Here is a 15,624-nt window from a genome sequence, read left to right on the forward strand (position 1 = left end):
AGCCTCATGTCCGAATCCGTCGATATTACACGCAGAGCCAAGTCGAATCTCGCCTTCGCTTTGCTTGACATGCCCGAAGAGAAGAAGCGCTCCATGGAGCAGTTCTATGCGTTTTGTCGCGTGATCGACGATATTGTGGACGAACCGGGCATGGAGCCGGACGAGCGGCATGCCGCGCTCGACCGGTGGGTGGAGGTCGTGCACCGTGCGGTCGTGCCGGCGGACGGTATTGAGCAGGAAGTGCATGAGCTGCTGGAGAAGTTGAATCCGGATATTGAGCCGATGCTGGAGCTGATCGAGGGGTGCCGGGGCGATATTGCTCCCGTGCAGCCGGAAACGCGTGCGGAGTTGTTGCAATATTCATATCGCGTGGCATCCTGCGTAGGTATTACGAGCGCATGCGTGATGGGGGCTTCTCCTGCAGCGCACGATTATGCGGTGGCTCTGGGCCATGCTCTGCAGTTCGTGAATATCATCCGCGATGTGGGCGAGGATTGCAGCAAGCACGGGCGGGTGTATTTGCCGGCCGACGATATGGAGCTTTTCGGCGTGAGCCTGGAGGATCTGGAGAAGGGGGTGTGCGATTACCGCCTGCAGACGCTGCTGGCCTACGAAGCCGTGCTGGCCAAGAGGTTTTTCGCCGAAGCGGATGATTTGTACTCCAAGCTTTCCACGGAAGACCGCTCCGCCCTGATTCCGGCGCAGGCGATGAGTCTGATTTACCATACGATTCTGGACAAGATGGAGGCGGACGAGTATCAGATTTTCGCCAAGAGGTACAGGGTGAACAGTGTGCGGAAGCTCTGGCTGATGCTGCGCGCCCGCCTCGGTACGGTGGAGATGCCGAGTATCAGTCTGCCGTCGATCTCGCTGAATTTGCCTTCGCTGGCCGATCTCGGTTTTGGCAAGGATAAGGAAAAGTCCGATGCGGGCGGTAAGAAGAATCCGCCCGGAGGAGCTGCATGACGCAGGCGAACTCCTGATTGAAGGCGATGGCTGCCGGAATATCGGCGGCCCATGGAAACCTTTTTCTGCCGTTCCCGCTGCCTCAATGACTTCCCGAGGATGCACCCCCGGATTCTACGGGAAATGAAAATTCTAAGCTTGCAAGCTGGTTGCTTCCATGTTATTCTGGGGGTACCATGAAATTAACTGGTACCACGCACGAAGTCGCTAAGAACTGGGTCGAGGAAATCGCCCAGCTTTGCCAACCCGAATCCATCTACTGGTGTGATGGCTCGGAAGAAGAAAACGCTGCTCTCTGTGACCTGATGGTCAAGAAGGGCACATTCATCAAACTGAACCCCGAAAAGCGCCCTGGTTGCTTCCTGGCCCGTTCCACGCCTTCCGACGTTGCCCGCGTCGAAGACCGTACCTTCATCTGCTCCGAAAAGGAAGAAGATGCCGGCCCGACCAACCACTGGGCAGATCCCGCCGAAATGAAGGCCAAGCTCAAGGGCTTCTTCAAAGGCTGCATGAAGGGCCGTACGATGTACGTCATCCCCTTCTGCATGGGTCCCCTCGATTCTCCCCTTGCCAAGATCGGTATTGAAATTTCCGACAGCCCCTACGTTGTCGTAAATATGCGCATCATGGCCAAGATGGGTGCAGCTGTTCTCAAGCGTCTCGAAGACGAAGTGAACGGCGGCGGCAATCCCAAGCGCGACGGCTACGGAACGTTCGTTCCCTGCCTCCACACGGTTGGCGCTCCCCTCGAACCCGGTCAGGTTGACGTGACCTGGCCCTGCAATGAAGAGAAGTACATCTGCCACTTCCCCGAAACGCAGGAAATCTGGTCCTTCGGTTCCGGTTACGGCGGCAACGCCCTGCTCGGCAAGAAGTGCCTTGCTCTCCGCATCGCTTCCTCCATCGCTCGCAAGAACAAGTGGATGGCCGAACACATGCTTCTTCTCGGCATCGAATCCCCCACGGGTGAAAAGGTGTACGTCGGCGGCGCATTCCCGTCCGCCTGCGGCAAGACCAACCTCGCCATGCTCGTGCCCCCCGCTTCCTACCGCGAAGCCGGCTGGAAGACCTCCATCATCGGTGACGACATCGCCTGGATCTGGCCGCACGAAGACGGTACGTTCCACGCCATCAACCCCGAAAACGGCTACTTCGGCGTAGCTCCGGGCACGTCCTACAAGACGAACCCGATCGCCATGGACACCATCAAGGAAAACGTCATCTTCACGAACGTCGGCCTTACCGACGACGGCGACGTGTGGTGGGAAGGCATGGACGGCGCTCCGCCCGCTCACGCCATCGACTGGCAGGGCAATGACTGGACCCCCGACTGCGGTAACAAGTGCGCTCATCCGAACGCCCGTTTCACCGCTCCGGCCGCCCAGTGCCCGACGATCGACCCCGAATGGCAGAATCCGGAAGGTGTTTCCCTTTCCGCCATCCTCTTCGGCGGCCGCCGCGCCACCACGATGCCGCTCGTCTTCCAGAGCCGCGATTGGAACCACGGTGTCTACGTCGGTGCGACGATGGGCTCCGAAATGACTGCCGCCGCTTTCGGCGCTATCGGTCAGGTTCGCCGCGACCCGATGGCCATGCTTCCCTTCATCGGCTACAATGTGGGCGATTACTGGCAGCACTGGCTCGACATGGGCAAGACGGTTGCCAATCCTCCGGTGATCTTCAACGTGAACTGGTTCCGCAAGGATCAGGACGGTAACTTCATCTGGCCGGGCTTTGGCGACAACATGCGCGTGCTCGACTGGATTCTCCGCCGCGTCAAGGGCAAGGTTGAAGGTGTGAAGACCGAACTCGGTGTTTCCCCGACGTATGCCGAACTCGACAAGACGGGTCTCGAATACAGCGAGAAGGAATTCGACACCAACATGGCTCTCAACAAGAGCGAATGGCAGGCTGAACTTACCAGCCAGACGGAACTCTTCGACAAGGTCGGCTCCAAGCTGCCGAAGGAACTCGAAGACCAGCGCCAGGCTCTCATCAAGAGCTTTGCCTAAACCGCTCCTGAACTGAATTGTTTATTCACCGCCGCCTTGCAAAAGGCGGCGGTTTTTTGTTGCCTGGCCGGATCGGCTTCATGCAGGGGCGAGGATCCGCGATGGCGGGTGCGGTGAAGGCCTTCGAGGCCGTGCTTTGCGGTGTGCCTGTTCTTGACGGATGTTCGAGGCTGTGTTATACCGCGTCGATGGACGATGTGCTGTTTGAAAGGATGGGAGAGGCTCACCGGGCTGCGGTGATGCAGCTTTTCAATATCTATGTGGAGAGTGGAACCGCCGCTTTTTCAGATTCTGCACTGCCGATGGATGCCTATGACCGGTTTTTGGAGGATGCGAAGTCGTATCCGTCGTTTGTTTTGATGGATCCGTTATCGGGTGCAGCGATCGGTTTTTGCATGTTGAGAGAGTGGCTGTCGTCGCCCACGTTTCGCCGTACGGCGTGTGTTACCTATTTTCTTGCGCCTGCGTATTTGTCCCGGGGCTTGGGAACTTTGTGTCTCGATCTTTTGATCCGGGAAGCGGAGGGTATGGGGATTTGCCATTTGATTGCCGAAGTGTCCGAGGAGAATGCTCGCAGCCTGCGGTTTCACGAGAAGCACGGTTTCCGCCGGGTGGCTTTGCTGGAGAATATCGGGTTCAAGCTGGGACGCGAGTTCGGTATCGTCCTGATGCAACGGGATATTTCCTGATGCGAGCCGGAAGAGGGATGCCGCCGCCCAAGGCGGGGATGCCGATGGATGTGCAGGAGGGAAGCCCGGTCAGAAGGGGAATTCTTCCGTGGATACGGGGTTTTCCGCTGGGGCTTCGATTTTCTGGACGGCTTCGAGCTGGACGAGGCGCGGTGTCATGGTCATGGCGCGGTCGGGGCGTACGGGGCAGGCATAGGTGCAGGCTCCGCATCCGATGCAGAGTTTGTTGTCCATTTGCGGGATGAGGAGTTTCTGGAGGCTGATGGCCTGCCGTTTGCGGCATGCGGTGGCGCATTTGCCGCAGGCGATGCATTTTTTGTTGTCGAGTACGGCGGTTTCGTTGCCGTCGGCATCGGTTTGGACGGAGAGTGCTTCCTGCGGGCAGATGCGGATGCATTTTCCGCAACCGTTGCATTTGTCCGGGTGAAGGATGGGGAAGGTTTCTTCGACGGTGAAGAGCGCCTTGGTGGGGCAATGTTCGGTGCAGGCGCCGCATTCGGTGCGGTTTTGCTGGACGACGCAGCGGTCGCGATGGAATTCGGCAAGGGCGATCTGGATTTTTTTCTTGTCGGGCAGGGGAAGTTTGGCGATGGCTCCTTCAGGGCAGACGGTGCCGCAGATGTTGCAGTCGAAGTTGCAGAAGCCTTTAGTGAAGTTCATGTAGGGTTTCATGAATCCCTTGAGGCCATGGGTGGTGTAGGAGGGCTGGAGGACGTGCGTGGGACAGGCGGTGATGCAGAGTCCGCATCCCGTGCAGCGGTCAAGGAAGAAGTCGAGGTTTTTGCTGCCGGGCGGCGTGGCGGCGTGGCCGGCATTGGTGCCTGTTTTGGCGGGGTCGAGGCTGGCTCCGGAGATGTCGTCCCTCTTGCAGGAGCTGAGCATGGCGGAGGCTCCGAGGATGGTGCTGCCGAGGAAGGCTCGCCGCGCCATATCGGGTGCGGCTGCGGGTTTGGCCTGCGGCTGGGCTGCGGGTTTGGCTGCCGGGGCGGTGCGGCGTTTGAAGGGGTTGGTGAAGCGCGGGCGGAGTCCGTGCGCATCGCAGGAGGTGACGCAGTTGTAGCAGTTGATGCAGCGGCCGGTGTCGATTTCGTGTGTTTTGAGGTCGATGCAGTGGGCTTTGCAGGCTTTGAGGCAGTTGCCGCATTTGACGCAGGAGGCGGAGTCGACGCTGAGGCGGAAGAGGGGGCGGCGGGAGATGAGGCCGAGCAGGGCTCCGACGGGGCAGAGGGTGTTGCAGTAGAGGCGGCCGCGCTGCCAGGCGAATGCGAGGGGGAGGAGGATGAAGGCGGCGATGGGGATGAGGAGGAGGCCGTAGCGCATCCAGTCCGGTGGCATGTGGGTGAGGGCAAGGGGGGCTGCCAGCGGGGTGTCGAGGAGGAGGTTGTTGACGTTTGCCGCGAGCGGGTTGACGTATCCGGCTGCGAAGCGTGCGGCGATGGTGTAGGGATCGAGCCAGGTGAGGAGGAGGGCGGAGCCTCCGGTCATGGCGGCTATGGTGGCAAGGAGGACGGCGTAGCGCACATACGGTACCGGTTGCGTGTAGCGGACGGTTTTGCCGGTTTGTTTTCTGCCGAGGAGTTTGTTGTAAAGTTTCCGGGCGCGGATGGCGATGTCCTGCAGGATGCCGAGGGGGCAGAGGAAGGAGCAGTATACGCGGCCGAAGAGCAGGGTGGCGGCGATCAGGCCGATGAGGGTAGCCAATGCCCAGGTTTTTCCGCTGACGGTTCCGAGCCAGGCGGGGACGAACTGGATGCTTTGCAGCCAGTTGGCCGTTTCGCCCGGTTCTTCGTTTTTCAGGTTGATGAAGGTGCAGAAGAAGAGGACGAGGACGGCGAGCGCCGCCAGTCTGCGGAAGGTGCTGAGCATGGCTGTGGAGGTCGGTTAGGCGAGGGAGATGCGCCGGATGCCTATTTTGGAGAGGTCGCTGGAGCCGATGCCCATGCCTGCAGCGAGGTCGATGTGGCGGACGTCTCCGTCCTTGTTGCCGAGGAGTTTGGAGGCGGCAGCATCGACGGCGACGATGTCGGTGCCGATGAGGAGTGCCTTGGTGTCGATGAGGTCGTTGGCGTCCTTGCCTTTGGGGCCGTTGCGGAGCATGGGGCTGTAGGCGTCGAGGATGTTGAGGTCGGGCTTGCGCAGGAGGACGCTGTCTGCGATGCACTGGTGCAGGTCGTTGTTGTGGAAGAAGGAGCGGTCCCAGACGAGGCCCATGGCGTTTTTCATGCAGGCGGTCATGCGTGCGCCGCTGTGGTGTTTGAGGACGGGTACGTTGATGTAAACGTCGGAGTCGAGGATGGCCTGATGGACTTTGGCCTTTTTGAGTTTGACGGCCTGCGGGTTGTCGTGGTCGCGGTACATGGATTCGTCGGCTCCGCTGATCATTTTTCCGCCGTTGCTTTCGACGGCTTCCTGAATGCCGCTGTTTTTATAGACGCGTTGCCAGGCGTCGCAGGCGTGGTCGAAGACGAGGACTTGGGAGGCTCCGGCATCCTTGCAGAGTTTGACGAGGCGTCCGACGATGTCCGGATGGGTGTTGGCGGCGAGTTCGGGCGTTTTGTCCCACGCACAGTTGGGTTTGATGACGACGCTTTGTCCGGCTTTGACGAAGGCTCCGATTCCGCCGAGGGCGGCGAGGCCTGCTTCAAGCATGGCGATGCGCGATCCGTTGCGAACGGCGACGAGGGAGGGAGTACCTCCGGCGGTTTCGTCCGGTTTGCCGGCGGTTTGCGCTGCCGCTGCGGGGAAGAGTCCGCTCAGGGTTTCCAGGGAGAAGGCAGCTCCGACGGCGAAGCCCATTTTCAAGAAGTCTCTGCGTTGCATGATGTGGGGGAAGGCGTTGTTCTGGCCTGTTTGGATTTTAACGGTTTGTTCGGGAAGACACAAGGTTTCTTTTCGTCTGTGCGCCGGTGTGCCGCGTTTTGCGGGAGGGGATGCGAGGCATGCCGGTGTGGCGGCTATTTTAATCTTGATGCGAGGAGGCTGTTTCTGGTATGGTTCCAGGCAGTATGCGTGTGCTGCATTATGATTGTTTTGCCGGGTTGAGCGGGGATATGAATCTCGGGGCGATGGTGGATTTGGGCGTTGATCCGCTCCGGCTGGAAGAGGAGCTTGGGAAGCTGGTGTTGCCGCACGGGAGTTTTTCGCTGAAGTCGGTTCGCAGCGGCCGTTCCGGTATTCATGGCGTGGAGGTTTCGGTGCATTGCCACGGAGATGATGCCCACCATGGCGATGATCACGGGCATGCACATCATCACCACCATCATCATGAACACCGTTCTTTTGCCGATGTTGCAAAATTGATTGCGGATTCTTCCCTGAGCGGGCGCGTGAAGCGCGATGCGACGGCGGTTTTCCGGAAGATTGCGGAGGCTGAGGCGCGGGTGCATGGCAGGAGCGTGGAGGAGGTGCATTTTCATGAGGTGGGAGCGGTGGATTCGATTGTTGATGTGGTGGGGGCGGCGATCTGCTGGGAGTTGCTGGCGGTGGATGCGGTTTCCTGTGGCCGGGTGGAGCTGGGCAGCGGCCATGTGCATTGTGCACATGGGGTGATGCCCGTTCCCGCTCCGGCGACGGCGATTCTGGCGGAGGGGTTCGAGGTGTCGATCGGCGGGACGGATCATGAGGCGACGACTCCGACGGGGATGGGACTGCTGGCGGCGATGGCCGGGCGGTGCGATGGCGTGCTGGCTGGGCGCGTGCTGGCGACGGGTATCGGTGTGGGCCACAGGCATTCTGAGCGTTTGCCGAATGTGGTGCGCGTGTCTTTGCTGGAGGCTGCGGATGCGGTTACGGAGGCTTGCAAGCGGACGGATGCACTTGAGGTGTCCGTGAATATCGACGATATGACGGCGGAGCATGTGGCGTATTTGGCGGAACGTCTGTTTGCCGCCGGGGCGGCGGATGTGTGGCAGGAGGCTATCGCGATGAAGAAGAGCCGTTTGGGGACGAAGGTGACGGCTTTGTGCCGCCCGGAGCTGGAGGCGGAGATGGTGCGCTGCATGCTGGTGCATTCTTCTTCGCTGGGGGTGCGCGTGGCCCGGCTGTCGAAGTACGAGAGCGGGAGGTCTCAGCAGGAGTGCGTGTTTGAAGGGATGCCGTACAGGCGCAAGTGCCGCGAGGGGGATGGAGAGATGCGGCGTTCCAAGGTGGAGTTCGACGATTTGAAGAAACTGGCGGAGGGCAAAGGTGTTTCATTGGAGATGATGCTTCGTTTGCTGGATGAATGCGGCTGCTGCGGAAAGGAGGAGGCACGTGATTGACGGTTGCGAGTCTGCCAAGAGGTTGGCCGTGTTTCTGCGGAATCGCGGGAAGCTGGCCGTCGCCTTGTCCGGCGGATCGGATAGCAGCGTGCTGCTGGCGTTTGCCGCGTATTGCCTGGGCAAGGAGCGATGCCTGGCGTTGACGGTGGATGCCCCCTATATGGTGGGGAAGGAGCTGGAGAGCGCACGGCGCGTTTGCGAGAGGCTTGGCGTGCGCCATGTGGTGTGCCGGACGGCGATTCCGGAGTTGATCAGGAATAATCCTCCGAAGCGGTGCTATTTTTGCAAGAGGTCGGTGTTTTCGATGTTGCAGCAGCGGGCTCTCGACGAAGGGTTCGAGTGGCTGGCGGACGGTACGAATGTGGATGATCTGGGGGATTTCAGGCCGGGGATGCAGGCGATCAAGGAGTTGGAAGTTTTGTCTCCTTTTCTGGAATGCGGTATCGGCAAGGATAGCATCAAGGCTCTCGGGTCGATGCTGGATGTGCCGATGGAGATCGTGCATGCCCCGGCAGGCGCCTGCCTGCTGACAAGGCTGGAACACGGGAAGAAGGTGATGGAAGAGATGCTGAGGCGGGTCGAAGCGGCGGAGGATTGCCTGCAGGTGATGGGCTTTCTCCAATGCCGCGTGCGTGTGCATGGCGATGCTCTGGCCCGTATCGAGCTTTCTCCCGACGATGTGCGCCGAGCGATGGAGGGATCGTGCCGGGAGAGGATTGTCGAGGCGTTCCGCAAGCTGGGGTTCCGCCACATTTCTCTCGATATGGGCGGCTATGAGCGGGGCAGCATGAATATGGAAGGAATTTGACGATGAAGATGACGGATATTTTGCACGGGTTCCGCGAGGGCCGGATGGATGAGCAGGAGGCGGTGCGCCTGCTGGAGGAGGCTCGGTGCCTGCATCTGGGGCATACGCGGGTGGATCTGGAGCGGGAGTGCCGCACAGGTGCGCCGGAGGTGATTTTCGGGGAGCGCAAGCCGGCGGAGCAGATCGCGGAGATTATGGCGGCGGTGCTGCATGCGAGCGGCAGGGCGCTGGCGACGCGGGTTTCCGGCGAGAAGGCGGCGGTGCTGATGGAGCGTTTTCCGGATGCACGGTACGATGCAGGGAGCAGGATGGTTGCCGTGGGCGAGTTTCCCGAGCCGCCGGGAGATGCCTATGCCGTGGTGATCAGTGCGGGGTCTTCGGATTATTCCGTGGCGGAGGAAGCGGCGCTTACGCTGGAGTTTCTGGGCAGCCGGGTGCAGCGGTTGTACGATTGCGGCGTGGCGGGGCTGCACCGCCTGCTGGACAGGCTCGATGTGTTGCGCGGCGCATCCGCGATTGTGGCGGTGGCCGGGATGGAGGGAGCTTTGCCCAGCGTGCTGGCCGGGCTGGTGAAGTGCCCCGTGTTTGCCGTGCCGACGAGCGTAGGGTACGGGGCGTCGTTCGGCGGGCTTGCCGCTCTGCTGGCGATGCTGAATTCCTGTGCCAATGGCGTGAGTGTGGTGAATATCGATAACGGTTTCGGCGGTGGCTTCAATGCGCATCTGGTGCTTTGCTCCATGCGGGGGCACAGGCATTCTTAATTCGCCGGATGTTTTCCTGTTTGCAGGAACGCCACCAGGGAACGGGGGCGTATTTGTTGTGTTTGGGCACCTTCCTGTGCGATGGATTGTACCGTTATTGCTTGTATATCCGTACCATGAAATGATGGTCAATATGATGTATCAAGAAAGATTTTCCGTATTCAATGCGTATACAAATATACTTAAGTTATTTTAAGTGTTACACTAATTATTTTTCTGATAGATTATGATGATTACTTTCTCCACATATGCGAAAACAATGACGCTCGCTTGCTGTATTTCTTTTCTTGCGGGAAATGCTTCTGTTTATGCTCAAGATCCTTCACCATCGACTTCTCCTACCTATAGTCCCGGGAAGAATCCGATGTATCGTCAAGGGTGGATCGATTTCAACAAAAATGGGAAAAAAGATGTCTATGAAGATCCGGACGAGGCTATCGACAGGCGGGTGGAAGATCTTTTGTCCCAAATGACGCTGGATGAGAAAACATGCCAAATGGCAACTTTGTACGGTTACCAGAGGGTATTGAGCGATGATTTACCCAATGCGGGTTGGAAAAAGAAAATTTGGAAAGATGGGATTGGTGCCATTGATGAGCATTTGAACGGCTTTGTGTCGTGGGGCAGGCCCGTTTCAAAGAATCCCAATGTTTGGCCTGCCTCCCGCCATGCTTGGGCTATCAATGAAGTGCAGCGATTTTTCGTCGAAGAAACGCGTCTGGGCATACCGACGGATTTTACCAACGAGGGTATTCGCGGCGTAGAAGCGGCCAAGGCAACCAACTTTCCCTGCCAATTGGGAATCGGCCATACATGGAATAGGGAATTGGTGCGTCAAATCGGGAGAATAACGGGTAGAGAAGGAAGATTGCTCGGTTACACCAACATTTATGCACCCATTTTGGACGTGGCCAGAGACCAAAGGTGGGGACGTTGTGAAGAGGTCTACGGCGAATGCCCGTTCCTTGTCGCGGAACTTGGCGTGGAAATGGTTAAAGGAATGCAGGACCAAGGCCAAATCATCTCTACGGGCAAGCATTATTTGGGTTATAGCAATAATAAGGGCGGTCGTGAAGGCATGTCCCGGTCTGATCCTCAGATGTCGCCCGGAGAAATGGAATTCGTCCATGTCTATCCATGGAGGGAAGTGATCAAACGCGCCAATATGCTGGGAGCCATGGTCTGTCTCAATGACTATAACGGTGAACCTATCGAAAGCAGCCATTATTGGCTGACGGAGCGCCTTCGTGGAGAAATGGGATTCAAGGGTTATCTCGTTTCCGATAGTGATGCTGTCGAATACATGTATTTCAAATGGTTTACGGCTCCCGACCTCAAGGACTCCGTTCGTCAGAGTGTTTTGGCCGGGTTGAATGTACGCTGTACGTTCCGCTCTCCCGACTCTTATATCCAACCTCTTCGCGAATTGGTTAAAGAGGGTAAAATCGATGAAAAGGTTATCGATGAGCGCGTACGCGATATTTTAAGAGTCAAAATGGCAGCGGGTATGTTCGATCATCCGTATCAAAGCGATCTTGCCGCCGCAGATAAGGAAGTCAATTCTCAAGAAAACCAGAAATATGCTCTTCAGGCATCCCGCGAGTCGCTCGTTCTTCTCAAAAACGACAATAAAACATTGCCGCTCAATAAAAAGTCCCTGAAAAAAATCGCCGTTATCGGACCCAATGCCGATGTGAAATCGTATGCCTTGCTTCATTACGGGCCTTTGGATGTTGATGTTACCACCGTTTTGGAAGGTATCAGGAACAAGGCTGAAGGAAAGGCCACAGTAACCTATGTCAAGGGCTGCGAACTGGTGGATGATAACTGGCCCAATTCGGAAATCATACGGGAACCATTGAATGAAAAAGAACAAAAAGGTATCGACGAAGCTGTCAAGGTTGCTGGTGAGAACGATGTCGTGATTATGGTTCTGGGAGGTGGTGGCAGAACTTGCGGCGAAAACAAATCCCGCACTTCTCTGGAATTACCCGGCAGGCAGGAGGATTTGCTCAGAGCAGTTCATGCAACAGGCAAGCCGGTCGTTCTCGTTTTGATCAATGGACGTCCGTTGAGCATTAACTGGGCACAGAAGAAAATTCCTGCCATTCTCGAAGCATGGTATCCCGGAGCGCACGGTGGAACCGCTGTTGCCGATGTCTTGTTTGGCGATTACAATCCTGGCGGCAAGCTGACTATGACCTTCCCGAAAACCGTGGGGCAGATTCCGTTCAATTTCCCGACCAAAGTTGCCGCTCAGCTTGGGCATGGCTCCGGCACGGGGCCTAGAGGTAATTTGACGTTGGTGAATGGTCCTCTGTATTCCTTCGGTCACGGATTAAGTTATACAACATTCCATTATTCCGATTTGGGAATTTCTCCCGCAACAATCACACCCGGGCAGAATGCCACAATTACCTGCACAGTCAAAAATACTGGAGATTGTGCCGGTGATGAGGTCGTACAGCTTTATATACGTGATGTTCTTTCTTCCGTGACAGCCTATGAAAAAGTGCTGAGAGGTTTTGAGCGCATTCATCTCAAACCGGGAGAATCCAAGAAATTGAATTTTACATTGAAGCCGGAAGATCTCGCTCTAGTGAACGGGAAAGGAAAATGGGTGACGGAACCCGGACAATTCAAGATCATGGTCGGAACATCCTCTGACAAGATCAAGCTCAATGGGACCTTGACCTATACTGATGGGAATCAATCCAAAGCGGGCGGAGACCAGAGGGAAACCAATCTTTCCAATGCCCTTATTGCCTCTGCAGACGAGGATAAGGCCCATCATGTTATTGACCGTAAAAAGGAAACATTCTGGCCGGCAAAATCAGGCGATTATATTACCATGACTCTCAAGGAGAACATTACTCCCCAAAAAATCGGTATTGATTGGAATCAAGGCAGCAATGCCGATTTTGAAATACAGCTCTCCTCGGGAGGCGGACAGTTTCTTACCGTTTATCATGGGACGATTCATGCGGAAAAAGGTATGGAGAAGAAAACGTACACTTTCCCCGGCATGGTTTCCAGCGATATCAGGGTTCTCATTACAAAGGGCAAAGCTGAGGTTTGCGAGTTGCATGTCGATGGGTTCATGGGTAACAATTAAGTTCTCGACCATTATTACAGAATAAGAGTTGTACGAGAATCGCTTTTTCAATATGCATTTTTCTTAGGTGTCACATCTGCCCATAGAATCGACTATTCAAAATATTGCAGGAATCAATCTTTTATGAAATCGTGAGGGGTGATCGTCCCCCATGATCGGATTGCTATCGCCGGGAATCGTTTGATGCGGGGCTGTATGGGGAGATGTGCGCCTGAACGGGCGGTTTGCCGGTGCGGCGTAATAAAAAATTAACACTTTTCGTTCCGGAATTAACCTTCCGCCCGGGGCGGTTTTGTGGTAGTGTGGAAAAAAGCCGTACGGCTGGTTCTTTATGGAAGATTTCAAACATACGCCCGACGAGATTCTGGCCAATATCAAGGCTCAGGAAGCCAAGGAGGGGCGTGGCCGCCTGAAGGTGTTTTTCGGAATGGCGCCGGGGGTAGGCAAGACGTATGCGATGCTCGAAGCGGCCCGTGCCGATCTGGAGAAGGGTACGGATGTGCTGGCGGGGATTGTGGAGACGCACGGGCGGGAGGATACGCGGGCTTTGCTGGAAGGGATGCCCGTGTTGCCTCGCAAGGCGATCAGTTACAGGGGAGTGGATTTGGAGGAGTTCGATCTCGAGGAGGCTTTGCGGCGGCATCCGCAGCTGATTCTGGTGGATGAGCTGGCCCATACGAATGCTCCCGGTTCGCGCCATGCCAAGAGGTTTCAGGATGTTGAGGAGCTGCTGGCACACGGTATCGATGTGTATACGACGCTGAATGTGCAGCATCTGGAGAGCCGGGCGGATACGGTGGCTTCCATTACGGGGGCCACGGTGCGCGAGACGGTGCCGGATTCCATTCTGACGAATGCGGATTATATCCAGCTTGTGGATTTGACTCCGGCGCAGTTGCTGACGCGGCTGAAGGAAGGGAAGGTGTATATGCCGGACCGGGCGAGGGCTGCGGCAGAGAATTTTTTCAAGGAGTCGAATCTGGCGGCGTTGCGCGAGCTGGCTTTGCGGATGACGGCGGAATGGGTGGATCATGAGCTGAATTTCATTCGACGCGATTCCGGCAGGCGGGATATCTGGAAGAACGGTACGCGCCTGATGGTGGCCGTGGGGCCCAGCCCGTTTTCGACGCGGCTGGTGCGGTGGACACGCAGGATGGCGTATGCGCTGAATGCGCCGTGGATTGCGCTTTCGGTCGAGACTTCCGTTCAGCTTCCTCCGGATGCCCGCGCGCGGCTGGATAAGAATCTTGAGCTGGCTCGCTCTCTTGGCGCGGAGGTGATCGTGATGCCGGGCAACGATGTGGCCGAGGCGTTGCTGCGCGTGGCGCATCTGCACAATGTGAGCCAGATTGTGGTTGGCAAGCCGCGCGAGCTGCCCCTGTTCGGCTTTCTGCACTGTACGACTCTGGTGGATAAGCTGATCCGCGAGTGCGGGCAGATCGACGTGTATGTGGTGCCAGCCGAGGAAGCGAGCGCGCAACCGGCATGGAGGACATCGCGCCGGAGTTCGGTTGCTTCCGGCCGCGAGTGGGCCGCCATGCTGGCGACGATGGGCGGGGTGACTCTGCTGGGGCTGCTGCTGGTGCCGATGCTCGATTATTTCGCCCCGGCGTTTTTTTATCTGATGGCGGTGGTGGCTCTGGCGTTTTTCGTGCGGCCCATGCTGGTTTTCCTGTCGGCCTTGTGCGGGGCGTTGCTTTGGGATCTGCTGTTCATCGAGCCGAAGTATACGATGATGATCGCGCGTACGGAGGATGTAATGATGTGCCTGTCGTTTTTCGTGATCGCGCTGACGATCGGCCATTTGACGTCCAAGCTGCGCGATCAGGAGCGCAATGAGCGCGCGCGGGTGGACCGTACGTCCGCCCTGTTCCTGTTTACGCGGGATGTGGCCGCCGCCCGCAATACGGAGGAGATGCTGGATAAGGCTCAGGAGCAGATTTTCCGCCTGATGAATTCCCCGGTGGCTTTGATTATGCCTAGAGGGGAACCGGCGTATGTGCGTCTGCGTTCCTATATCGGCCGTTACGATGCGAATGTGAAGGAGCTGGGCGTGGCGGACTGGTGTTTCAAGAATCGCCAGTGCGCGGGCCGTTTTACGCAGACTTTGCCGGGGGCGGACGGTTTTTATCTGCCGATGGTTTCCGGAGACAGGTGCCTGGGGGTGATCGGTGTGATGCCCGGCAAGGATGTGTTGCTGAGTGTGGCGGATCGCAATCTTCTGGAGAGTATGGCGGCGCAGCTGGCTCTTTCTCTGGAGCGCGACGAGCTGGAGCGCCTGCGTTCGCGTACGTTGGTGATGGAGGAGTCGGAGAAGCTGAACCGTTCCCTGCTGGATAGCGTGTCGCATGAGTTCAAGACGCCGCTTGCGGTGATCGAGGGGGTGACGGAGCGGATGGCACGCGTGTGCGGAGATGGCGAAAGCCGCCGCAATGAGACTTTGCAGCTTTGTGGGGAGATGGGCGAAGCGGCTCACCGCCTGCGCTGGCTGGTGAAGAATCTGCTGGATGTCAGTCGGCTCGAATCCGGCAATTTGCAGGCGAAGCCGGACTGGTGCGACTGGAGCGATGTGGTGGACGGCGCCTTGCAGGCAACGAAGGCGGCTCGCGCCGGGCATCCGGTGGATGTGCGTTTGCCGGAGGATTTTCCGCCGTTTCGTGCCGATTATACTTTGATGGAGCAGGCCGTGGCGAATCTGCTGCTGAATGCCTGTATTCATACGCCTTCGGGTACGCGTATTGCCGTGCAGGGGAGCGTCGATTCCGTGGCCGGGAAGATTTACCTCGATGTGTGCGATGAGGGTCCGGGCATTGCGGAGGAGATGAAGGCGCATCTGTTCGAGCGTTTCCGCAGTACGCGGACGGGCGGTTGCGGGCTGGGGCTGCCGATTGTGAAAGGTTTTGTCGAGGCCCAGCAGGGGACGGTGACGCTGTTGCCGTCCGATAGGGGGGGACATTTCCGGATTGCGATGCCCTGGAATCCTCATTGCGAGGTACCTGTCGATTGATGAATCC

10 protein-coding genes are annotated in these 15,624 nt (G+C 57.5%); 8 read left to right on the forward strand and 2 right to left on the reverse strand.

Annotation, left to right across the window (positions count from 1 at the left end):
- Positions 1 to 6: 6 nt before the first annotated feature.
- The 3 genes from PYTT_RS10105 to PYTT_RS10115 all read left to right on the forward strand — a co-directional run bounded on the left by PYTT_RS10105 (position 7) and on the right by PYTT_RS10115 (position 3,667).
- Positions 7 to 966, forward strand: coding sequence for a phytoene/squalene synthase family protein (locus tag PYTT_RS10105; protein WP_067773120.1), 960 nt, complete (start codon positions 7 to 9; stop codon positions 964 to 966).
- A 176-nt stretch (positions 967 to 1,142) separates the two neighbouring features.
- Positions 1,143 to 2,978 carry a phosphoenolpyruvate carboxykinase (GTP) gene (locus PYTT_RS10110; RefSeq protein WP_067773123.1) on the forward strand — a complete coding sequence of 612 codons (1,836 nt, stop codon included), beginning with the start codon at positions 1,143 to 1,145 and terminating at the stop codon, positions 2,976 to 2,978.
- 188 nt (positions 2,979 to 3,166) lie between these two features.
- Positions 3,167 to 3,667 (forward strand): GNAT family N-acetyltransferase, encoded by a 501-nt coding sequence (locus PYTT_RS10115; RefSeq protein WP_067773158.1) that lies wholly within the window; start codon positions 3,167 to 3,169, stop codon positions 3,665 to 3,667.
- A gap of 69 nt (positions 3,668 to 3,736) precedes the next feature.
- Here the strand turns inward: PYTT_RS10115 and PYTT_RS10120 are convergent, their stop codons facing one another.
- On the reverse strand, positions 3,737 to 5,533 hold the full coding sequence (locus tag PYTT_RS10120) for a 4Fe-4S binding protein (RefSeq protein ID WP_067773126.1): 1,797 nt from the start codon (positions 5,531 to 5,533) through the stop codon (positions 3,737 to 3,739).
- 15 nt (positions 5,534 to 5,548) lie between these two features.
- Complete coding sequence (locus PYTT_RS10125; protein WP_067773129.1) at positions 5,549 to 6,487, reverse strand: DUF362 domain-containing protein; 939 nt, start codon at positions 6,485 to 6,487, stop codon at positions 5,549 to 5,551.
- Between the two features lie 170 nt (positions 6,488 to 6,657).
- Between PYTT_RS10125 and larC the strand changes: the two genes are divergently transcribed.
- From larC to PYTT_RS10150, 5 genes are all read left to right on the forward strand, one after another.
- The gene (gene larC / locus PYTT_RS10130) at positions 6,658 to 7,926 is read left to right on the forward strand and encodes a nickel pincer cofactor biosynthesis protein LarC (RefSeq protein WP_083076456.1); all 1,269 of its coding nucleotides are present in this window, start codon (positions 6,658 to 6,660) and stop codon (positions 7,924 to 7,926) included.
- Complete coding sequence (gene larE / locus PYTT_RS10135) at positions 7,919 to 8,734, forward strand: ATP-dependent sacrificial sulfur transferase LarE (protein ID WP_172801811.1); 816 nt, start codon at positions 7,919 to 7,921, stop codon at positions 8,732 to 8,734. The genes larC and larE overlap by 8 nt, the downstream gene beginning before the upstream one ends.
- 2 nt (positions 8,735 to 8,736) lie before the next feature.
- A complete protein-coding gene (gene larB / locus PYTT_RS10140) occupies positions 8,737 to 9,495 on the forward strand; it encodes a nickel pincer cofactor biosynthesis protein LarB (protein ID WP_067773136.1) in 759 nt (252 codons plus the stop codon).
- Positions 9,496 to 9,754: 259 nt separating this feature from the next.
- Positions 9,755 to 12,610: a glycoside hydrolase family 3 C-terminal domain-containing protein gene (locus PYTT_RS10145; protein ID WP_067773163.1), complete on the forward strand. Its 2,856-nt coding sequence runs from the start codon at positions 9,755 to 9,757 to the stop codon at positions 12,608 to 12,610.
- A gap of 331 nt (positions 12,611 to 12,941) precedes the next feature.
- The gene (locus tag PYTT_RS10150; protein ID WP_067773139.1) at positions 12,942 to 15,617 is read left to right on the forward strand and encodes a DUF4118 domain-containing protein; all 2,676 of its coding nucleotides are present in this window, start codon (positions 12,942 to 12,944) and stop codon (positions 15,615 to 15,617) included.
- Positions 15,618 to 15,624: the final 7 nt, after the last annotated feature.

This window comes from Neoakkermansia glycaniphila (assembly GCF_900097105.1).
Classification (GTDB): Bacteria; Verrucomicrobiota; Verrucomicrobiia; order Verrucomicrobiales; family Akkermansiaceae; genus Akkermansia; species Akkermansia glycaniphila.